19 protein-coding genes are annotated in these 18,911 nt (G+C 70.1%); 5 read left to right on the plus strand and 14 right to left on the minus strand.

The features are described 5' to 3' along the window. Positions 1–2 precede the first annotated feature (2 nt). Complete coding sequence (locus tag ABEA43_RS17465) at positions 3–716, minus strand: response regulator transcription factor (RefSeq protein ID WP_345562983.1); 714 nt, start codon at positions 714–716, stop codon at positions 3–5. After that, the gene (locus ABEA43_RS17470) at positions 709–2,445 is read right to left on the minus strand and encodes a sensor histidine kinase (protein ID WP_345562984.1); all 1,737 of its coding nucleotides are present in this window, start codon (positions 2,443–2,445) and stop codon (positions 709–711) included. The genes ABEA43_RS17465 and ABEA43_RS17470 overlap by 8 nt, the downstream gene beginning before the upstream one ends. A 162-nt stretch (positions 2,446–2,607) precedes the next feature. Here ABEA43_RS17470 and ABEA43_RS17475 point away from each other — a divergent pair, with 162 nt between their 5' ends. Beyond that, complete coding sequence (locus ABEA43_RS17475; RefSeq protein WP_345562985.1) at positions 2,608–3,945, plus strand: serine hydrolase; 1,338 nt, start codon at positions 2,608–2,610, stop codon at positions 3,943–3,945. Between the two features lie 81 nt (positions 3,946–4,026). Beyond that, positions 4,027–4,992 (plus strand): pirin family protein, encoded by a 966-nt coding sequence (locus ABEA43_RS17480; RefSeq protein ID WP_345562986.1) that lies wholly within the window; start codon positions 4,027–4,029, stop codon positions 4,990–4,992. A gap of 22 nt (positions 4,993–5,014) precedes the next feature. Here ABEA43_RS17480 and ABEA43_RS17485 read toward each other — a convergent pair whose 3' ends face one another. The 7 genes from ABEA43_RS17485 to ngcE all read right to left on the minus strand — a co-directional run bounded on the left by ABEA43_RS17485 (position 5,015) and on the right by ngcE (position 10,948). Continuing rightward, positions 5,015–5,344 (minus strand): nuclear transport factor 2 family protein, encoded by a 330-nt coding sequence (locus ABEA43_RS17485; RefSeq protein WP_345562988.1) that lies wholly within the window; start codon positions 5,342–5,344, stop codon positions 5,015–5,017. A gap of 103 nt (positions 5,345–5,447) precedes the next feature. After that, the gene (locus tag ABEA43_RS17490; protein ID WP_345562989.1) at positions 5,448–6,566 is read right to left on the minus strand and encodes a low temperature requirement protein A; all 1,119 of its coding nucleotides are present in this window, start codon (positions 6,564–6,566) and stop codon (positions 5,448–5,450) included. Positions 6,567–6,607: 41 nt separating this feature from the next. Continuing rightward, positions 6,608–7,264 carry a hypothetical protein gene (locus tag ABEA43_RS17495; RefSeq protein ID WP_345562990.1) on the minus strand — a complete coding sequence of 219 codons (657 nt, stop codon included), beginning with the start codon at positions 7,262–7,264 and terminating at the stop codon, positions 6,608–6,610. 153 nt (positions 7,265–7,417) lie between these two features. Beyond that, the gene (locus ABEA43_RS17500) at positions 7,418–7,693 is read right to left on the minus strand and encodes a 4a-hydroxytetrahydrobiopterin dehydratase (protein ID WP_345562991.1); all 276 of its coding nucleotides are present in this window, start codon (positions 7,691–7,693) and stop codon (positions 7,418–7,420) included. A gap of 33 nt (positions 7,694–7,726) precedes the next feature. Beyond that, positions 7,727–8,581, minus strand: coding sequence for a carbohydrate ABC transporter permease (locus ABEA43_RS17505; RefSeq protein WP_345562993.1), 855 nt, complete (start codon positions 8,579–8,581; stop codon positions 7,727–7,729). Between the two features lie 2 nt (positions 8,582–8,583). Then, positions 8,584–9,498, minus strand: coding sequence for a carbohydrate ABC transporter permease (locus ABEA43_RS17510; protein WP_345562995.1), 915 nt, complete (start codon positions 9,496–9,498; stop codon positions 8,584–8,586). 4 nt (positions 9,499–9,502) lie between these two features. Continuing rightward, positions 9,503–10,948, minus strand: coding sequence for an N-acetylglucosamine/diacetylchitobiose ABC transporter substrate-binding protein (ngcE, locus tag ABEA43_RS17515; RefSeq protein WP_345562997.1), 1,446 nt, complete (start codon positions 10,946–10,948; stop codon positions 9,503–9,505). A 148-nt stretch (positions 10,949–11,096) separates the two neighbouring features. On the opposite strand from ngcE, the gene ABEA43_RS17520 reads away from it, so the two are divergent. Next, entirely contained in the window at positions 11,097–12,329 is a 1,233-nt protein-coding gene (locus ABEA43_RS17520) for an alkyl sulfatase dimerization domain-containing protein (protein ID WP_345562999.1), read from the plus strand. A 2-nt stretch (positions 12,330–12,331) separates the two neighbouring features. On the opposite strand, the gene ABEA43_RS17525 is transcribed toward ABEA43_RS17520, so the two are convergent. From ABEA43_RS17525 to ABEA43_RS17540, 4 genes are all read right to left on the minus strand, one after another. Beyond that, positions 12,332–13,243 carry a hypothetical protein gene (locus ABEA43_RS17525; RefSeq protein WP_345563001.1) on the minus strand — a complete coding sequence of 304 codons (912 nt, stop codon included), beginning with the start codon at positions 13,241–13,243 and terminating at the stop codon, positions 12,332–12,334. Beyond that, the gene (locus tag ABEA43_RS17530; RefSeq protein WP_345563003.1) at positions 13,240–13,797 is read right to left on the minus strand and encodes an RNA polymerase sigma factor; all 558 of its coding nucleotides are present in this window, start codon (positions 13,795–13,797) and stop codon (positions 13,240–13,242) included. The genes ABEA43_RS17525 and ABEA43_RS17530 overlap by 4 nt, the downstream gene beginning before the upstream one ends. A gap of 63 nt (positions 13,798–13,860) precedes the next feature. Beyond that, on the minus strand, positions 13,861–15,075 hold the full coding sequence (locus ABEA43_RS17535) for an aminotransferase class III-fold pyridoxal phosphate-dependent enzyme (RefSeq protein WP_345563004.1): 1,215 nt from the start codon (positions 15,073–15,075) through the stop codon (positions 13,861–13,863). Between the two features lie 12 nt (positions 15,076–15,087). Continuing rightward, a complete protein-coding gene (locus ABEA43_RS17540) occupies positions 15,088–16,002 on the minus strand; it encodes a carbohydrate kinase family protein (protein WP_345563005.1) in 915 nt (304 codons plus the stop codon). Positions 16,003–16,056: 54 nt separating this feature from the next. On the opposite strand from ABEA43_RS17540, the gene ABEA43_RS17545 reads away from it, so the two are divergent. Both ABEA43_RS17545 and ABEA43_RS17550 read left to right on the plus strand, forming a co-directional pair. Then, on the plus strand, positions 16,057–16,641 hold the full coding sequence (locus ABEA43_RS17545; RefSeq protein WP_345563007.1) for a TetR/AcrR family transcriptional regulator: 585 nt from the start codon (positions 16,057–16,059) through the stop codon (positions 16,639–16,641). A gap of 37 nt (positions 16,642–16,678) precedes the next feature. Beyond that, on the plus strand, positions 16,679–17,317 hold the full coding sequence (locus ABEA43_RS17550) for a class II aldolase/adducin family protein (protein ID WP_345563008.1): 639 nt from the start codon (positions 16,679–16,681) through the stop codon (positions 17,315–17,317). On the opposite strand, the gene ABEA43_RS17555 is transcribed toward ABEA43_RS17550, so the two are convergent. Then, positions 17,314–18,894, minus strand: coding sequence for a DUF885 domain-containing protein (locus ABEA43_RS17555; protein ID WP_345563009.1), 1,581 nt, complete (start codon positions 18,892–18,894; stop codon positions 17,314–17,316). The genes ABEA43_RS17550 and ABEA43_RS17555 overlap by 4 nt on opposite strands. Positions 18,895–18,911 lie beyond the last annotated feature (17 nt).

Here is an 18,911-nt window from a genome sequence, read left to right on the forward strand (position 1 = left end):
GCCTAAGCCGGGTCCGGGCCTAGATAGGCGAGCACCGCGGCCACCCTGCGGTGCACGTCGCCGCTGTTCTCCAGGCCGAGCTTGGTGAAGATGGCGTTGACGTTCTTCTCCACAGACGAGATCGACAGGTGCAGGGCCCTGGCGATGCCCGCGTTCGACCGGCCGTGCGCCATCTCGCGCAGCACGTCCCGCTCGCGAGCCGTCAGGGCCTCGTGCTGACCGCGTACGTCGCGCCTGGCCAGCAGCCCTTCGACCACCTTCGGGTCGATGACCGAGCCGCCGGCGACCACCGCCCTGATCGCGCCGAGCAGCTCGTCCAGGTCGCCCACCCGGTCCTTGAGCAGGTACGCGTACCCCTCGGTCCCGTGCTTGAACAGCTCGAACGCGAACAGCGCGTCCGAGAACTGCGACAGCACCACGACCCCGACCGCGGGATGTTCGGAGCGGATGCGGTGGGCCGCGTCGATGCCCTCGAAGCCCTGCCGCCACTCCCCTCCCGGCATCCTGATGTCGGTGACCACGACGTCGGGGCCCAGCCTCTGGACGGCGTCGAGGAGCTCGTCGGCGTTGCCGACCGCGCCCACCACCGTCACCTCGCCGGACATCTCCAGGAGCTGGCGGGCGCCCTCGCGTACCAGATAGTGGTCGTCGGCCACCACCGTGCGGATCCGCCCAGACGTCGACCCAGACGTCGACCCAGACATCGGCTCAGCCATCGACCGGCACCCACGCGTTCATCCGTGTCCCCTTTCCCGGCTCGCTGCGGACGTCCAGGCCGCCGCCGAGGGCGTCCAGCCGGTCCGACAGCCTGGCCAGCCCTCTGCGTTCGGTGGTCCGCGGGTCGAAGCCCGTTCCGTCGTCGGTGACCGTGGCGCGCAGGCGGCCGTCCGCGTGCGACAGGCTTACCTCGATGGCAGCGGCGCCCGCGTGCTTGAGCGCGTTGGCCACGGCCTCGCTCACGGTGAAGTACATCGCGCCCTCGATCTCGTCGGAGAAGCGGCTGGCCCGCAGCGCGGGGGCCGAGGCGACCGTCGTGCGCACGGGCAAGCGCGAGCAGCGCTCCTCGACGGCCTCCACCAAGCCGCCCTGACCGAGAGCGGACGGGTGGATGCCGGCCGCCAGCTCGCGCAGGTCGGCGAGCGTCTGGCGGGCCTGCTCGCGCAACTGGGCGAGCAACTCGGGCCCCGCGCCCGTGGCGCGGGCCAGCTCCAGCCCGGCGATGAGCGCGACGAGCTGCTGCTGCACGCCGTCGTGGATGTTGCGCTCGATGCGCCTGCGCTCGGCCTCCTGGGCGTTGACCAGCCGGGTGACCAGGCCGGCGCTCTGGATGGCCAGCCCCGCGGGGACGGCCAGCGCCTCCAGGAGCCTGCGGTCCACGCGCGTCAGCCGGCCCGTCTCCCTGGGGCCGCACTCGATCCGCCCGAGGCCGCCGCGCACCGGCACCGCGAGCGCCGCGGCGCCCTCCTCCTTGCCCACCACCACGCGCCTGCCGTCCTCCAGCGTCACGGCCGCCCACCTGGTGTCGAGCACGGTACGCACGGCCGCGGCCACCCGGCCGAGCTGCTCCACCGGCTCGGGCGTGTCGTCGAGCGCCGTGCCGAGGTCGGAGAGCACCTCGTCCACCGTGGGCCGCACGTCGAACACCAGGTGCAGGCGCGAGCCCCTGATGCCGAACCGGATGTCGAGCAGGCGGTGCCGGACGATCGCCACCCCGATGGCGGCGGGCAGCGACCCGATCAGGGCCAGCGCCCCGACCGCTCCGAACGCCGACGCCTCGCCGCCGGCGGCGTCGACAATGATCAGCACGCCGCCGGCCATGGTCGCGACCATGCCGCCGACCATCCAGGCGTACTGCCCGCGCTCGGTCCTGGGGCTGCGCCGCCAGCGGGCGACGAGCCCGCAGAACACGACCACGGCCATGATCCACGTGACGAACTGCCCGCCGCCGGCCATCGCCACCGCGGTCAGCTTCCCGGCGGACAACTGGGTGTTCGCCAGGTCGTACCCGTTGTGCAGGGTCAGCCCGATCCCGATGGCGTGCAGGGCGATCGCGACCCCCGAGATCCACGCGACGATCCGCCACCGCGGCGAGGGCAGCCGCCCATCGGGAAAGAGCAGCGGCACGAAGATCCAGATCAGGCCGTAGAACCCGGCGGTGGCCGCGTAGAGGAGGGAGACGAGCAGGCCGGAGCTGCCGCGGTAGGACAACCCGATGCCGGTCACGCCGAGCCCCAAGCACAGGGCGCAGACCAGGAGGAGCCAGCCGAAACGAATCTCGGGCCGCCGCGACGTCAGCAGCCAGCCCAGCGCGGACAGGGTGAGGCCGAGTGCCGCGAACACCCACTCGGACAGCGGGGGCGGCCAGTCGTTCACGATCAGCGTGCCGGCCACGATGCCGACGACCCCGATCGCGGCCAGCAGCCCGGCCACCAGCCTCGAACTCATAAGAACCCATCGTCATGAGACATCAGGAGGGCGTCTATGAGGTTATCCGCATATTTCGTACGGCCAGCCTCACCTGCGCGAACGGTGGCCTGCCTGGTGGGCTCCGCGCTCGCGCCCCGGTTGGCTGGGAGTCAGCACGTTCCGCGATCTGAAGGAGATCCTATGAACACTCCGTCGAAACCGGTGCGGATCCTGGCGGCGGCCGCGGTGGCGGTCACCATGTCGGCCTGTGCGGGCCAGCCGGCTCCCGTGCAGGCCACGGCGTCGGCCGTCAGCAGCGCGCCGGAGATCCCCGGCACGCCCGCGGGCGCTCAGTTGCGCTGGCTGCTGGACGCGCTCTCCCGGCCGCCCGTCGCGGAGACCGAGCTGAGCGCCCACTTCGCCGCCGGCTTCCTGAAGAGCATCCCCGCCGCCCAGCTCAACCAGGTGTTCGCGACGTTCAAGGGCATGCGGCTGGAGGAGGTCGTCACGTCGCAGCACACGGCACTGCTCGCCCTGGGGAGGACCGGCGGCACGGCGATGGAGATCGCGCTGTCGGTGGACGGCACGGGTCTGATCAACGGCCTGCGGTTCCAGCCGCCCGCGGCGAAGAGCTGGGCCGAGCTGGACCAGCGGCTGGGCAAGACCGCGTCCAGAACGTCCTTCCTGGCGGCCGAGGTGACCAAGGGCGGCGACTGCCGGCCCGCGCACGCCGTGGCCGCCGGCAAGGCGCAGCCGCTCGGCTCCATGTTCAAGCTGTACGTCCTGGGCGCGGTGGCCGAGCGCATCAAGAGCGGCGCGTTCGGCTGGGACACCCAGCTCACGATCACGCCGGAGCTCAAGAGCCTGCCCGGCGGGCAGCTCCAGGACCGGCCCGACGGCAGCAAGGTGTCCGTGCTGGAGGCGGCCAAGATGATGATCTCCATCAGCGACAACACGGCCACCGACCTGCTGATCCACAAGGCGGGGCGCAAGGCCGTCGAGCGCACGATGCGCGTGTGGGGCAATGACGACAAGCGCAACGTGCCGTTCCTGACGACGCGGGAGCTGTTCGTGCTCAAGGGCGCGGAGTATCCCCGTCACGCCAAGCGCTACCTGCCGATGAACGTGCGGGAGCGGCGGGCGTACCTGGACGGGGTCGTCGCCAAGGTCCCGCTGTCGAGCATCGCGCCGTGGACCGCGCCGCGCGAGCTGGACACGCTGGAGTGGTTCGGCTCGCCCGCCGACGTCTGCGAGGCGTACGCGGGGCTGGCGAAGCTGCGTGACAAGCGGGTGGGCGAGGCGCTGTCCATCAACGACGCCGGGCTCGGCCTGGACGGGGGAGAGTGGCCGGTGGTCTGGTACAAGGGCGGCTCGGAGCTGGGCCTGGTGGACATGAGCTTCCTCGCCCGTACGGCGAAGGGCAGGACGTACGTCGTGACCTCGATGTCGGTCGATCCGGGCGCGCCGATCGGCGAGCAGGCCACAATGGAGCTCGTCGCGCTGGCCCGGGGCGCGTTCACCCTCGTCAAGTCCTCCTGAGTCCCTTCCTTTCGGGATCGCGCGGAATAGTTGAAAACTAAATTGGGTTGAGCCGGGCAGATCCGCTGGAAGGAGCGCGACATGCCTGCCGTGACCGTAGAGAACCCGCTCAGCCTCCCGCGCCTGCCCGAGCCGCCCGCCGGGGGCCAGGAGCGTAAAGTGCTCGCCGTCGAGACCGCGCCCAGCGGGTTCGAGGGTGAGGGATTCCCCGTACGCCGGGCGCTGGCGGCCATCAAGCCCGCGTACCTGGACCCGTTCGTGATGATGGATCAGATGGGCGAGGTCGATTACGCGGCGGGTGAGCCGAAGGGGACCCCGTGGCATCCGCATCGCGGGTTCGAGACGGTCACCTACATGATCGACGGCGTGATGGACCACCTCGACTCCAACGGGGGCGGGGGCACGATCACGAACGGCGACACGCAATGGATGACCGCCGGGTCCGGGATCCTGCACAAGGAGGCGCCGCCCGAGTGGCTCGTCCAGCAGGGCGGGCTGTTCCACGGGATCCAGCTCTGGGTGAACCTGCCCGGCGCGAAGAAGATGATCGCACCGAAATATCAGGACATCGGGAGCTCCAGTGTCGCGCTGCTGAGCAGCCACGACGGTGGTGCGCTGGTCCGGCTCATCGCGGGCGAGCTGGCCGGGAACGCCGGGCCGGGGAGCACGCAGACGCCCATCACGCTGCTGCACGCCACCGTCTCGCCCGGTGCGCGGCTGGTCCTGCCGTGGCGCAAGGACTTCAACGCGCTCGCCTACGCCCTGTCGGGGCGGGGGACGGTGGGGGGCGAGCGGCGGCCGTTCCACTCGGGGCAGCTCGCCGTGTTCGACGGCTTCGGCAACCGGCCGGGGCTGGCCGCCTCCGGCGAGAGCCTCACGATCACGGCCAAGGACACGCTCGAAGTGATCGTCCTGGGCGGCGAGCCCATCGGCGAGCCGGTGGCGCACTACGGGCCGTTCGTCATGAACACCAAGGCGGAGCTGGCCCAGGCCTTCGAGGACTTCCAGGCGGGCAGGCTCGGCACCGTTCCCGCCGGGCACGTGTGACCTGGCCCTTCAGGTCTCGTGATCAGGTGACGGGCAGGGCGGCGGCGGTCTGCCGCCAGATCCGTCCGTCCCTGACCACCAGGGTCCCGTACGTGCTCACGTGGTTGCCACCGATGGTCATCCGCGCGTTGTAGAAGATCACGTCGTCGGTCGCCTGGAGCGAGACGATCTCGTCCACCTGGGGCTTCGCGGAGAGGTAGCCGGAGAACAGCTCTCTGATCTCGGCGGGGCCGCTGGCGACGCGGTCGAAGCGGACGACCGTCGCGTCCTCGTGATACTGGGCGAGCAGGGCCTCCAGGTCTTGGGCGGCGATGGCGGCGAGCTGGCGATCGAACAGGTCTCTGGTGGTCATCCGGCACCTTCCGGGGGTGTGGTCGTCATGGGCACCCGTTCACGACGGTCGTGCGGCGGCTGCTGAGAGCGGTCGCGCGGCGTGTGCTGCCTCCCGGGAACGGTCATGCGGCGGCTTCCGGCAGCGGGCGGGACAGGTCGTAGGCGACCTGGGCCGCTCCGAGCAGCAGGATGAGCGGGAGCGCCGCCGCGACGGGCAACGCGGAGGCGGCGAGGGTGAGCGCGGCGGCGGCCAGCCGGATGCCGCCCGCGCGCCGGTCGCGCGAGCACAGGTGCTGCACCCCGAGCACGGCCAGCACCAAAGCGGCGGGGATCCCGACGGACCAGCTCGTGGCGGACGGGTGCTCGATCGCGTGCTCGATCCCGACCCCGAACGCCACCAGGCCCAGCGAGAGCGGCAGATGCGAGTAGACCCAGATCTGCCCCGCGAGCTGGGTGCGAAGAACGACGGACTCGTCGATGTGACCGAAGTACAGCCACCAGAAGGCCATCGCGATCGCCACCCCGGCCAGGGCGATGAGCAGCGTGCCCGGTGTGACGTCGTGGCCCTTCAGCCCGATGACGACCGCCGCGACGACCTCCCCGAGCACGATCACCACGAAGAGCCCGAAGCGTTCCGGCAGGTGCTCGCTCTGCGGCGGCAGCTTGCCCTGGTGCCGCCTGGCCAGCAGCGGCGTGGCCAGGTCGATCACGAGGGCGACGGCCCAGAACGCATAGCGCTGCGGCGGGTCCACGGCGAGCGAGGCCAGCCAGATGAGCGCGGCGATCGTGAACCCGGCGGCGTAGCGGACGGTCAGCGCTTTGGCCTCGGGGACGTGCCGCCCGACGCGGACGTAGGCCACGATGAGCAGGACTCTGGCCGCGACGTACGAGACGGCGAAGAGCCCGGAGCGCTCGGCGATGTCGCCGACGCTCGCCGCCATGGTCGCGACGGCGAGGATCTGCGGCAACGCGAGGAGTCTGTGGCTGACGTCGTCGGTGTCGAATCTGTTGGCGTAGAAGACGTATCCCGCCCAGGCCCACCAGACCGGTACGAAGAGGCCGACGAAGGTGAGCACGCTGGCGAGGTCGGCGCCATCGGCCAGCACGGCGGCCAGCTCCGCGACGGCCACCACGAAGACCAGGTCGTACAGGAGCTCCAGCCAGGTCGCCCGGCGGTGCGCGTCTTCGAACAGCCGTAATCGGGGCGGCTGCCACTGGCGGCTGGTCAATGTCGCTCCCACCTTCGCTATGTAATTGTGTAATTATGCCCCTAGTCAGGGGTTTACGGCACCTTTTTCAGGGTCAGGCAGGCCACGCGGTCGCCGGCCGTCCCCACCTGCGGGCCTGAGGTCTTGGTGGCCTGGGAGTGGAGCACGAGTGAGCGCGGCAGGTCGGCGGGGTCCAGGGCCCAGTCGTTGCGGGCCGTCGAGCGGCCGCCGCCTTCGCCGTCGGTCATGAAGTCGAGCCACACCTCGCTGGCCGCGTCGATCTGACCGGGGTGGTGCTGATAGTGGGGGCCCGACTCGTCGGGCTTCGCGCCGCAGGGCTTGGTGTGCAGATGGGCGCCGTAGCGGCGGTCGGGCAGGAGGCCCTCGACGACGAGCGAGGTACGGGTCTTGCCGCCGGTGGACTCGGCGGTGAGGCTCGCCTGGGCGCCCTCGGGGGCCAGCTTGCGGTCGTAGACGATGGCCGCGTTACCGGAGCCGCCCCGGGAGGCGTCGGGAGAGGCCCCGTCGGAGGCGTCCGGGGACGTACCCGGGGAGGCCTTCGCGGAGATGAATTCGCCGCCGCCGGACAGCGTGACCGCGCCGGTCGTCGGGGTGGCGGCCGGCTTGCCGGGACCGGACGCGTCCTGGAGCGGGGCGGGCGGGCCCGCGCAGCCGGAAGCGCCGGCGACGGTCGCGGTGAGCAGAGCGAGCAGGAGCGCGGGCACGCGCATGGGACCCCCCATCGGTCGAGCCCCGGCGGGATGGGGGCTCGGAGAGGGCACCCACTCTAACGAGTGATCAGTCTATTACGGTGCGTATTCAGCCACGCGCCCGCCGAACGCTGCCCGCAGCCCTGCGACCGAGCCCCGCGCCGCACGGCCGAGTCAGGCGCCGTGCTTCGTGGCGATGGTGTCGATCAGGGCTGCCAGGGTGAAGTCGAGGTCGGTGAGGCCGCCCTGGTCGTGGGTGGTGAGGGCCAGGTGGAGGGAGCGCCAGCGGATGTCGATGTCGGGATGGTGGTTGAGCTCCTCGGCCTTGACCGCGATCTCGTCGACGATGCGGATGGCGGCGGGGAAGTCGGGCGCGGTCACCGTGCGGCGGATCTCGTCGCCCTCGCGCCGCCATGCGGGCAGGTCGTTGAGCTTGCTTTCGATGTCCATGACACCTCCCGGGTCCGGTGCTCCCGGTCCACGTTACTTCAGCGCCCCGGAGCTGAGCCCCGACTGGATCTGCCGCTGGAAGATGATGTAGATGATCATGACCGGCAGGATCGTCATGCTCAGGGCGGCGAACAGGCCCGGCCAGTCCGCCTCGTACCCGGCCAAGGTGGAGATCGTGGCGATGCCCTGCGTGAGGACCCATTTGTCCGGGTCGCCGGCGAGGAGCACCAGCGGCAGCAGGTACTGGTTCCACTGGCCCAGGACGTTGAAGATCGTGATACTGATCAGGCCCGGCTTGGCCATCGGCACCATGATCTGGAAGAACGTCCGCGTATGGGAGGCGCCGTCGATCTTGGCCGCCTCGGCGACGGTTTCCGGCAATGTCCGGAAAAATGCAGCCAAGAAGAACACCGTGAACGGCAGCGAGTACGCGATGTAGACGAGCACCAAGCCGACATGCGAATTGAGCAGGTCGAACTGCTTGACGACGAAGAAGAGCGGCCCCAGCGCCAGGAAGACCGGGAACGCCAGCCCCGCCACGAAGAAGTAGTAGATCAGCTTGTTGCCGACGAACCGGTAGCGAGCCAGCACGTACGCCGCCATCGACCCGAACAGCATCGTGCCCGCCGTACCGAAGAAGACGACGACGACCGTGTTGAGCATGTACTGGCCGATGTGCGCCTTGTCCCACGCCCGGCCCCACGAGTCGAGCCGCAACGCCCCCGGCAGTTGCAGCGGATCGCCGAAGATCTCCGTGTTGTTCTTGAACGAGGCCAGGAACGTCCACAGCAGCGGCGCGATGATCAGCAGCGCCCAGACCACCAGCGCCACATGCGAAAGCCCACTGAGCACGCTGGGCCGGGGCCGGCCCATGTCACGCGAGGCCATCTCTAGAGCTCAACCCTCTCACGCCTGGTCGTACGCAAGGTCAGCACCGCGAACGTCACGGTGAGGAAGAACAGCGCCACGCCCATGGCGGACGCGTATCCGACCTTCTGGTAGGAGAAGGCCGTCTTGTAGATGGTCACCGGCAGGATGGTGGTGGCGCCGTCGGGCTCACCCTTGTCCCCCGCCAGCACCTGGATCAGCGCGAACCCGTCGAAGGCCGCGATCCCCAGATAGATCCAGCCGACCTGGACGGTGTCCCGCAGCAGCGGCAGCGTGATCGAGAAGAACAGGCGCATGCGCCCGGCCCCGTCGAGCGCCGCCGCCTCGAAATAGTCCTTGGGGATGGCGGCCATGCCCGCCGAGAACAGCACCACGTAGAAGCCGACCCCCTGCCAGACCATCACGGCCAGGACGGACCACAGGGCCAGGCTGGGCTCGATGAGCCAGCCGACGGGATCGACGCCGAACCTGGCGAGCACCCCGTTGATGACGCCCTCGGCGTCCGGGCGGTAGACGGCCTGGAAGAGCACCCCGACCACGGCCACGGCGAGCACCTGGGGGAAGAAGAACACCACGCGGTAGAACTTCGACCCCCAGACGCCCCGCATGCCCGCGCCGCGCGCGCCGCCGCCCAGGTTCAGCAGGAAAGCCAGGAACAACGCGATGACGATCGTCGCGAGCGGCAGCACGAGCAGCAGGATCGCGTGATTACGCAGTGCCTGCCAGAACACCTCGTCGTCGAGCAGCCGGCGGAAATTGTCCAGCCCCACGTATCGGACGATCGAGCTGTATCCGTTCCAGCTCGTCAGGGCGAGCTGGAACGCCTGGACATAGGGGCTGATGACGAAGACCGAGTAAAGCGTGAGCGGGACGATGAGAAATCCGGCGACGAACCCGTACTTGCGCAACCGCTCCATGTGCTTACTGGTTCCGCGTCTGCTTGGCGACGGAGTCGTCCTTCTTGACGCCGTCGGCCTTCTTCTGCATGTTGGCGCAGAACTTCTCCGGGGTGATGCGCCCGGCCATGACCACGTTGATCTGCTCGGTGCCGTAGTCGAAGAGCTCCTTGTACCAGCCTTCGAAACGCGCGTCGGTAATGATGTTCTGGCCGGCCTTGTCCTGGGCGCGGGCCGCGCTCATCAGTCCGGCGGGCAGGTTCAGGCCCTCGGCGGCGCCGTTCACGACGGTGAGGTTCTGGGTCTTCTCGGTGAATCCGCGGGCGCCTTCCTTCGACAGCATGATGCGCAGGTATTCGAGGCCGCCCTGCGGATTCTTGCCCTTCGCGCCGACCACGAAGTTCTCGCCGACGCCGACCTGGATGGCGCCGTACGGCATCTTGTCGGTGGCGGTGACGTCGGGAATGGGGGCGATGGCGTATTCGAAGTCCATCGGCTTGTCCTTGACCATCTCGTTCTCGACCCAGGACCCGACGGGGTAGAACAGCAGCTTGTTCTGCAGCTGCTTGACCTGGGTCTGGGTGTGGTCGAGGCCGAAGTACGCTTTGTCGCCATATTTCGCCTGGATGTCCGCCCAAACGGCGACCGCCTGCTTCACCGGCTCGGCGTTCCAGGCGTTGTCGACCAGGTTGTCGATGTCGATGATGACCTGGTTGCCGCCGATCTTCGCGGCCGTGTAGAGGACGTTCCAGAGCTGGTAGTACGGCCCCTTCTGCCCCGGGTACGCGAAGAGCAGCATGCCCTCCTTCTTGGCCGCCTCCCCCAGCGCCGTGAACTCGGCCCACGTCGCCGGCACCGTCCACTTCATGGACGCGAACAGCTTGGCGTTGTACCAGAGCGCGCGGTGGGACACGGTGTAGTTGAGCACCAGGTCCTTGCCGTTGATCAGGGCGTTGTCGAGCACGGCGGGCGTGACGGTGTCACGCACCTTCTTGGCCGGGTCGTCCACGGACGGCGCGTCGAACAGCACGCTCAGGTCGGCCAGGTGCCCCTCGGCGGCCAGCGCGGCCAGGTCCAGGGACTCCGGGCCCGAGTTGTTGAGGACGTCGGGGACGTCCCCGCCGACGAAGCGCGGGCGGAGCTGGGTGCCGATCTGCTGCGTCGCGTTGTGCTTGATCGTGACGCTGGGGAACGCCTTCTTGTAGAGCTCCTCGTGCAGGTCCTTGGCGTAGGCGTCGCCGTATCCGCCGCTGAAGATGACCACCTCGAGCGGCTTCTTCGCATCGACGCCGAACGGGTTCTGGGGGCTGGTGGAGGCCGCGATCGAGGTCGAGGGCGCGGCCGAGGGCTCGCCCCCGGTCCCCGCGGTGGCGCAGGCGCTCAGCAGGCCCGCGCCGGGACCGGCGGCGAACGCGGTGATGCCGATACGGCGGAGCAGCTGCCGCCGAGTGATCTCGCCCGGGTGGGTCATGGGGGGCTCCCGTAAATTAGGAAAGTTTCCTAAACGTTTGCCCGCAACGTACGAATGGCCGCCGACACGCGTCAAGGGGGCGCAATCGAGACGTGACCTTGCCGTGATCCCTTGCCTAGAACGCCGTTCTAGAAGCACAGTGGGGCACATGATTGTCGAGTACGCCGACCGCGTGTGGCGCGGTGAATCAGACGACAGCATCGTGGACGCGGGCATGGACGGCAAGGGCGTTCAGACAATAACGGACGGACTGGGCTGGTGGTCAGGGTTCGGAAACGTGATCGCCTTCGAGACCGAGGGCGAATTGCTGCTGTTCGACACGAGCAGTCCGTTCTCGGCGGCGAGCCTGCACGAAGACGTCCGCCGCTGGAGCCGGGCGCCGCTGACGACCGCCGTCTATTCGCACGGGCACATCGACCACGTGTCCGGGCTGGGGCCGTTCGAGGAGGAGGGACAGCGCGCCACGGTTTATGCCCATAAAGCGGTAGTTGACCGGTTTGAGCGCTATCTGCTGACAAATGGCTACAACGCGGTGATCAACCAGCGCCAGTTCCAGAGTCCGAATCTGCGCTGGCCGACCCACTACCGGCACCCGGACGTCACCTACACCTCCAGCCTGACCGTGCGGCGGGGCGGGCTGACGTTCGACCTCGTGCACGCCAAGGGCGAGACCGACGACGCGACCATCGGCTATGTCCCCGAGCACAAACTGCTGATGCCCGGCGACCTGTTCATCTGGGTGACGCCCAATTGCGGCAACCCGCAGAAAGTGCAGCGCTATCCCCGGGAATGGGTGCAGGCGCTGCACCGGATGGCCGCCATGGACGCCGAGATCATGCTGCCCAGCCATGGCGCGCCCATCTTCGGCCGCGACCGCATCCGCACCGCGCTGCTGGAAACCGCGCGATGGCTCGAATCGCTCATCGCGCAGACACTCGACCTGCTCAACGCGGGCGCCCGGCTCGACGAGATCGTGCATTCCGTGCGGCCGCCCGAGGGCCTTTCGGACCGCCCCTACCTGCGTGCCCGTTACGACGAGCCGGAATTCGTCGTACGCAATCTGTGGCGGCTCTACGGCGGCTGGTACGACGGCAATCCCGCGCATTTGAAGCCCGCCCCCGAAGCGGTTCTCGCGCGCTCGGTCGCCGAACTCGCGGGCGGCGCCACGGCCCTCGCGGACGCCGCACTCAAAGCGCTTTCAGCAGGCGACGAACGGCTGGCCGGGCAACTGGCGGAAATGGCCGCCCAGGCGGCTCCCGACGACGCGGGGGTGCACCGCGTACGCGCGGAAGTCTTTTCCGCCAGGGCGGCCAATGAGCTGTCGCTCATGGCGAAGGGCATTTTCAGCTGGGCCGCCGCCGAGTCCAGGCGGCGCTCATGAGCTCAGTTCTCCCACCATCCCTGGGGAGGCGGGACATCGGCCCGGGGGACGGAGTCCTGGGGCACGTCCGCAGGGGCGGCGACGGTCAGCATGACGGCGTCGGAGGCCACCATGCGGCCCGACTCGACCAGCCAGTCGTCCTTGATCTGGCCGGCGTCCACCTGATAGCCGCTGCCGCTCCCGTCGGGCGCGAACCACCCCAGAACGTAGGTGATCTTCATGCCGCGCCGCTCCATCTCCGCGCGGGCCTCGGAGACCGGCTTGCGATAGCCGTCGAAGCCCTCGACGCCTTCGACGGCGTCGGGGGTCCCCGGCGGCGGCGTGGGGATGAGCTGCACGGACTTGGCGTATCGCTCGCCGGGGGCGGCGAGCCGCCCGATCCCGAAAATGATCTTCCCGGTGTAGTGGACCGGCATGGAGACCTTGCCGCACCAGGCGGAGGCACAGTGCTCCGCGTAGGAGACCGTCATGCCCGTGCCCGGCGGGAACTGCCCCGTCGTGGCGGGGCCGATCAGCTCGCCCACCTGGTGCGGCGCCACCGGGACCTTCTTCACCTCGGCGTCGAACCCCACGGCGCGGAACGCCTCCGTGAACGTCGCCGCGTCGGCCTCGGGATCGTTGATGACGACGTCGATGAAGTCCTCGCCGCTTTTGACGGAGACGGCCGCGTTGGCGTACTCGGTGACGGGGGTGACGAAGGGCACGCCGACGACGAGGGCGGCGGCCAGCCCGGCCGTCAGCGCTCCGAGCCCGAGGCCGCGCCGCAGCGTCAGCCGGCCGGCCCGGCGGGCGGGCGGCGGCTCCTCCCTCATGATCGAGTCCATCAGCGCCCGCGCCCCCGCGCCGGACGGCTGTCCCACCGGGTCCCCGGCCAGGTCCTCGTCCCGTACGCGGGCGAGATCGGCGATGTTCACAGGGCGCTCCCTTCGATCACGACAGCCCGCGGACGCTCGATCCCGGCCTCGTCCAAGCCCCGGGCGAAGCGCTTGCGGGCGCGATAAAGCCTGACTCTTGCCGCGTTGCGGGATATGCCGAGCGTTCTGGCGATCTGCCCGGGGTCCAGCCGCTCCCACGCGACCAGCGCGAGCAACTCCCTGTCGTCGTCCGACAGGGAGCGGAACACGCGCCCCATCGGCGAGAGATCCTCGCCGGGCAGCTCGGCGGCCAGGGACGAGGCGACCACGGGCGAGGCGGCCAGCTCCGCGCGCAGGGCCGCGGTGCGCCGCTCGTGCCTGCGCTCGCCGCGCCGCTGGTTGGCCAGCACGTTCCTGGCCACGCCGAACAGCCACAGCCGGGCCTCGTCCCCCTCGGGGACCTCCGCCATCCGCCGCCAGGCGACGGTGAAGGTCTCGGCCACCACATCGGCCGCGTCGTCGGGGTCGGGGCACCGGCGCAACGCGTATCCGAGGAGCGCGCCGTACGAAGATCCGTAGATCTCCTCGAATCGACTCTCTGGGTCGACTCCCATCCGGTCTCCTTAGGTGGGTCGGTTACGTCCCACCCATGTCCGGATGGCCGGATGCATTACAGGTCAGCCGAAATGAGCGCGGGTTTCGGCGAACGCCTGGTCCGTGCCCTCCAGCGCCTTGGCCACGTCGGCCTCCGTGTGGGCGGCCGACATGAACCAGTTGTGCCAGGGGTGCAGGTACACGCCGTGCCGCAGGCAGGCGTCGCTCCAGTGCATGGCGGTGGACAGATCCGCGTCGCCGTCGAAGCTGAGCCACGGGATCGTCACGGGCCCGGTCTGGTTCACCACGAACCCGTGTGACTTCGCCTGCTCGTACAGCCCTTCGCGGAGCTGGGTGCCGGCCCGCTCCATGGCCCCGATGCCGTCGGTGTCGCGCAGCGTCTCGATGGTCGCCTTGGCCGCCGCCATGGCCACCGCGGAGAACCAGAACGAGCCCGTCGAGTACAGCGTCTGCGCGGGCCCGCGCAACGCGTCGGTGCCGGTCACGGCGGCGATCGGGTAGCCGTTCGCCATGGCCTTGGACCAGGCCGTCAGGTCGGGCCGCACCCCGTAGGGCTCCCACGATCCCCGCAGGTCGACGCGGAAACCCGCGCGCACGTCGTCGATCACCAGCGCCGCCCCGAGCCGGTCGGCCAGCGCGCGGGCGCCGCGCGCGAACTCCGGCTCCACGAGCTCCTGGTCCTCGAACGAGTCGTGCTTGAACGGCGTCACGATGATCGCCGCCACGTCCCCCTCCACGGTCGCCGCCGCGGCCTCCAGGGACTCCAGCGAGTTGTAGGCGAACTCGACCAGGTCGGCCCGCTCGTTCGGCGTCGTGCCGGAGAGCGAGGGCGTGCACCACGGGTCGGCGCCGTGGTAGGCCCCGTGCGCCATCAGCACCTTGGTCCGCCCCGTCGCGGCTCTGGCGACCATGAGCGCCTGCGTGGTGGCGTCGGTGCCGTTCTTGGAGAACATCGCCCAGTCCGCGCTCGGCACGGTGTCCACGAGCAGCTCGGCCAGCTCGACCATGATCGGGCCAGGGCCGTTGAGGCAGTCGCCGAGCGCGGCCTGCCTGGCGGCGGCCGCCTCCACGCGCGGGTGCCGGTGCCCGAGCACGACGGGGCCCCAGCTGCACATGAAGTCGATGTACTCGCGGCCGTCCACGTCCCACTGGCGGCAGCCCTCGCCGCGCTCGAAGAACTGCGGGAAGCCGGGGGCGAACAGCGCGGCGTTGAGGTGCCCGTACATGCCGCCGGGGACGACCAGCGAGGCCCGCCGGCGGAGATCTGCGTCGGTCATCGGAAAGAGTCCTTAGAGGAGGGCGAGGGTGGATTCGAGGTCGGTGAGGCCGGCGTCGGAGCCGAGCCCGGTGGCGACGCGGGCCGCGGCGGCCGTGCCCCACCTGGCGGCGGTCAGCACGTCCTGGCCGTGCAGCAGGCCCGTGATGAACCCCGCGCAGTACGCGTCGCCGCACCCGGTGGTGTCGGAGACGTCCGTCTTGAGGGCGGGAACGCGTTCCGTCCCGTCGGGCGTCACCACGAGGCTGCCCGACGCGCCGAGGGTGACGAGCACGCCGCGCGGCCCGTCCGCCAGCAGCGCGGCGGCGGCCTCCTCGACGCCGGACGCGCCGGTCATGAGCAGGGCCTGGGACTCGTTCGGCAGGACGTAGTCCACGTGCGGCAGGAACGCGCGGGCCATGCCCAGCAGGTCGGGCAGCTCCGACAGCAGGTCCATCGTGACGATGGTCCCCGCCGCGCGCACGGAGTCCAGCAGCTCGAAGAATGCCGGGTCGCCGAGCCCGAACGTGACGTCCATGCCGCCCAGGTGGATCGCCCGCGCCCCGCGCAGCACGCCGGGGTCGAGGTCGGCGTAGGTCACCCCGAGGTTCGCCCCCGGTACGTGGAAGCTGGGGCGCCCGCCGTCGGGCCTGATGGGCAGGATCGAGGCGGCCGTCTGCTCCCCCGTCCTGCGCACCAGGCGGGAGATGTCCACACCGCGCTTGGCCAGCAGGGCGAGCAGGAAGTCGGCCAGCTCGTCGTCGCCGACCGCGCCCATGGTGACCACGTCGTGGCCCAGCTTGACCAGGTCCACCGCCGTGCCCGCGGCGGCCCCCGCGGCGGTGAGGCGGATCTGATCGACCAGCACGGTGTCCTGGCCCTCGGGGATGTGCTCGACGGGCCTGGCGAGTATGTCGACGATGTGGACGCCGACGGTGACGACGGTCATAGTCTAAATAGACAGACGTCCGAATAAAAAGTCAATGCCAAGGGGAGGCAGCCGATGCCCAAGATCGTCGATCACGACGAACGCAGGCGCGAGGTCCTGTCAGCGGCCAGCCGGGTGATCGTCAGGGACGGCATCGACGCCGCCACCACGCGGGCCATCGCCAAGGAGGCCGGCTACTCCAACGGCGTGCTCGCCCACTACTTCGCCGACAAGGACGAGATCCTGCTCTCCGCGCTGCGCCAGTCGCACCAGCGGATCCGCGCCAGGCTGAGCGGCAAGGTCGAGGGCGTCACCGGCCTGGCGGCGCTGCGGGAGCTGCTGCTGGACAATCTGCCGCTGGACGCCGAGCGCACGGAGGAGACCCGGCTGGAGGTCAGCTTCTGGAGCCGGAGCCTGGCCTCGGAGCGGCTGGCCGAGGTGCAGCGGACGGAGGCGGGCGAGCTGCGCACCGCCGTACGCGACCTGCTCGGGCAGGCCCGCGCGGCCGGCGAGCTGCGTACGGACGACGACCTGGACGACCTCGCCGAGCACCTGCTGGCCCTGGTCGACGGCCTCAGCCTGCACCTGCTCCTCTACCCTGACAGCCGCACCCGCGCGGACCTCGAACGCCTCATGCTCCGCGCCCTCGACCGCCTGTGATTGCCGCATTTCGGACGACCGACTACATTCCCAGCACATGAGCCTTCGTGACCAGTTGTGCGAGTACGGGCGGCGCGCGATCGAGCTCGGCCTGGTCATCGGCACGTCGGGCAACCTGAGCGTGCGCGAGGGCGAGCTGGTCGGGGTCACGCCCTCGGGGGTCGCGCTCGACCGGCTGACGCCCGAGATGTGCCCGATCGTGGACCTGGAGGGCAACCTGGTGGAGGGCGACCTGCAGCCCTCCAGCGAGACCCCCATGCACCTGGCCGTGTACGCGGCCACCGGCACCACGGCGATCGTGCACACGCACTCGGTGTTCGGGACGGTGGTGGCCACCACGATGACCGAGCTGCCCCCCGTGCACTACAACGCGCTGCTGCTCGGCGGGGTGGTCAAGGTGGCCGAGTACGCCACGTACGGCACCCCCGAGCTGGCCGCGAACGTCCGCGCCGCCCTGGAGGGCAAGCAGGCCACGCTGATGGCCAACCACGGCGGGGTGACCATCGGGGGCTCGCTCGATCAGGCGTTCGAGGCGACCCGGCTGCTGGAATGGCTGTGCGAGGTCTACGTCAGAGGACTCGGCGTCGGCAAGCCGGCCGTCCTCACGGAAGACCAGCTCACCGCCGTCGTCGAGCGGGCGCTCCACCCGCCGGTGTTCCCCCGGCGGCCACGCTAGGCGAGCGCCGCCTGCTCGGCCAGCCCCAGGGGCAGGCCGCCCGAGCCGGCGATCCGGTCGTGGAACTCCTTGAGCGAGCCTTTGAGCGAGCCCTGGAATGAGTTTCGGATGCGGTCGATCTCGATCGCGCCCGTGAGGTAGGAGGGCGCCTGGGTGGGCCACGCGCAGTAGCGGTTCACCTCGCCCTGGGCCGTGCCCGGCGAGAGCGACGCCTTGGTGGCCATGAACGTCTCGGCCTCCTCGATGGTCATGTCCTCGCAGTGCAGCGCGGTGTCCACGACGATCCTGGCGGCGCGGAAGATCCGGCAGTCCAGGTGCGCGAGCTCGGTGGCCGGGGTGTCGAAGTAACCCTGCTCGTGCAGCAGCTTCTCGACGTACAGGGCCCAGCCCTCGGTGAAGTACGGCGTCCTGAAGACCTTCCGCACCGTACGGGGATTGCCCGCCATGTACGACAGATGCCAGTGGTGCCCCGGGTACGCCTCGTGGACGGCGATCGAGGGCATCTGGGCCCGCGAGTTCGTCCGCAGGCGCTGGCGTACCTGCTCGGGGGTGAAGTCGTCAGGTGTGTACGGGACGAAGAAGATGCCGGTCCTGGAGCTCGTCAGCGGCGGCGGCGCGAGGTAGTGGGCCACGGACAGCACCGGGCGGGTGTACTCGGCCGACGGCAGCACCTGGCACTCCTCGCCGTCGGCGAACGTGACCAGGTCCCGCTCCCGTACGAACGCGCGGGCCCGCTGGGTCTCCGCGTCGTACTCGGCCCGCATGTCGGCCAGGGTCGGCGGATGGTCGTCCATGAGGGATTCCATGGCGGCCCGCCAGTCCTCGGTGCCGTTGACCTGGCGCGCCACTCCGCGCATCCGCCCGTCCAGCTCCGCCCAGGCGGCCTTGCCCTTCTCGTGCAGCTCGGCGGCGCCGTACCCGAGCAGCTCGCGCTCGCGCAGCAGCGTGGAGTAGAGCCGCTCCCCCATCCGCCAGGTGCCGCCGCACTGAAAGCCCTCCAGGAACGCGACGAGCTCGTCGAAGGCCCGCGCGGCGGGCTCGGCGGCCTCGGCCAGCTTCGCGCGCAGGCCGGGATCCTCGACCATGGACGGGATCGTGCGGGTGAGGAAGTTGCGGCCGGTGCGCGCCTGGCCGAGCCCGCGCGTGACCAGCAGCGGCGCGGCCAGCTCCGGGTCCAGGTTCGTCCGGCAGGCGGCCAGCACGCCGGGCACCTCGGCCAGCCTGGAGACGGCGGAGGAGACCAGCTCGGGCTCCGGCTTGAGCCGCCGCTGGAACGGGGTGTACATCGAGGCGAAGATCGCGGAGAGGTAGACGGCCGGGTCGCGGCGCCACTCGGGCCAGGACGCGAGCGCGATGGAGCCTCTCAGCTGGGAGCGGACGAGATCTCTGTCGATCGCGTCGTCGAGTGATGTGGTCTCGGTGGCGGACAGCCGTTCGAGCCAGCGTTCCTCCTCCCGCGCGCGGGCGGTCCAGGCGGAGGCGGTGAAGTCGCCGAGGGTGTGATCGTAACCGTCGGCCCCCAAGGAGCTGGCTGCGACGGGACGGTCGGAAAAGTACCACTTGAGAAACTCGTCCACCAATGCACCTTATCCTG

The sequence above is a fragment of the Nonomuraea rosea genome, from assembly GCF_039539705.1.
GTDB lineage: Bacteria > Actinomycetota > Actinomycetes > Streptosporangiales > Streptosporangiaceae > Nonomuraea > Nonomuraea rosea.

Bases quoted from the DNA above. Each gene is read 5' to 3' on its own strand.
- ABEA43_RS17465 (WP_345562983.1), bottom strand. From the start codon at position 716: ATGGCTGAGCCGATGTCTGGGTCGACGTCTGGGTCGACGTCTGGGCGG.
- ABEA43_RS17470 (WP_345562984.1), bottom strand. From the start codon at position 2,445: ATGAGTTCGAGGCTGGTGGCCGGGCTGCTGGCCGCGATCGGGGTCGTC.
- ABEA43_RS17475 (WP_345562985.1), top strand. From the start codon at position 2,608: ATGAACACTCCGTCGAAACCGGTGCGGATCCTGGCGGCGGCCGCGGTG.
- ABEA43_RS17480 (WP_345562986.1), top strand. From the start codon at position 4,027: ATGCCTGCCGTGACCGTAGAGAACCCGCTCAGCCTCCCGCGCCTGCCC.
- ABEA43_RS17485 (WP_345562988.1), bottom strand. From the start codon at position 5,344: ATGACCACCAGAGACCTGTTCGATCGCCAGCTCGCCGCCATCGCCGCC.
- ABEA43_RS17495 (WP_345562990.1), bottom strand. From the start codon at position 7,264: ATGCGCGTGCCCGCGCTCCTGCTCGCTCTGCTCACCGCGACCGTCGCC.
- ABEA43_RS17500 (WP_345562991.1), bottom strand. From the start codon at position 7,693: ATGGACATCGAAAGCAAGCTCAACGACCTGCCCGCATGGCGGCGCGAG.
- ABEA43_RS17505 (WP_345562993.1), bottom strand. From the start codon at position 8,581: ATGGCCTCGCGTGACATGGGCCGGCCCCGGCCCAGCGTGCTCAGTGGG.
- ABEA43_RS17510 (WP_345562995.1), bottom strand. From the start codon at position 9,498: ATGGAGCGGTTGCGCAAGTACGGGTTCGTCGCCGGATTTCTCATCGTC.
- ngcE (WP_345562997.1), bottom strand. From the start codon at position 10,948: ATGACCCACCCGGGCGAGATCACTCGGCGGCAGCTGCTCCGCCGTATC.
- ABEA43_RS17520 (WP_345562999.1), top strand. From the start codon at position 11,097: ATGATTGTCGAGTACGCCGACCGCGTGTGGCGCGGTGAATCAGACGAC.
- ABEA43_RS17530 (WP_345563003.1), bottom strand. From the start codon at position 13,797: ATGGGAGTCGACCCAGAGAGTCGATTCGAGGAGATCTACGGATCTTCG.
- ABEA43_RS17535 (WP_345563004.1), bottom strand. From the start codon at position 15,075: ATGACCGACGCAGATCTCCGCCGGCGGGCCTCGCTGGTCGTCCCCGGC.
- ABEA43_RS17540 (WP_345563005.1), bottom strand. From the start codon at position 16,002: ATGACCGTCGTCACCGTCGGCGTCCACATCGTCGACATACTCGCCAGG.
- ABEA43_RS17545 (WP_345563007.1), top strand. From the start codon at position 16,057: ATGCCCAAGATCGTCGATCACGACGAACGCAGGCGCGAGGTCCTGTCA.
- ABEA43_RS17550 (WP_345563008.1), top strand. From the start codon at position 16,679: ATGAGCCTTCGTGACCAGTTGTGCGAGTACGGGCGGCGCGCGATCGAG.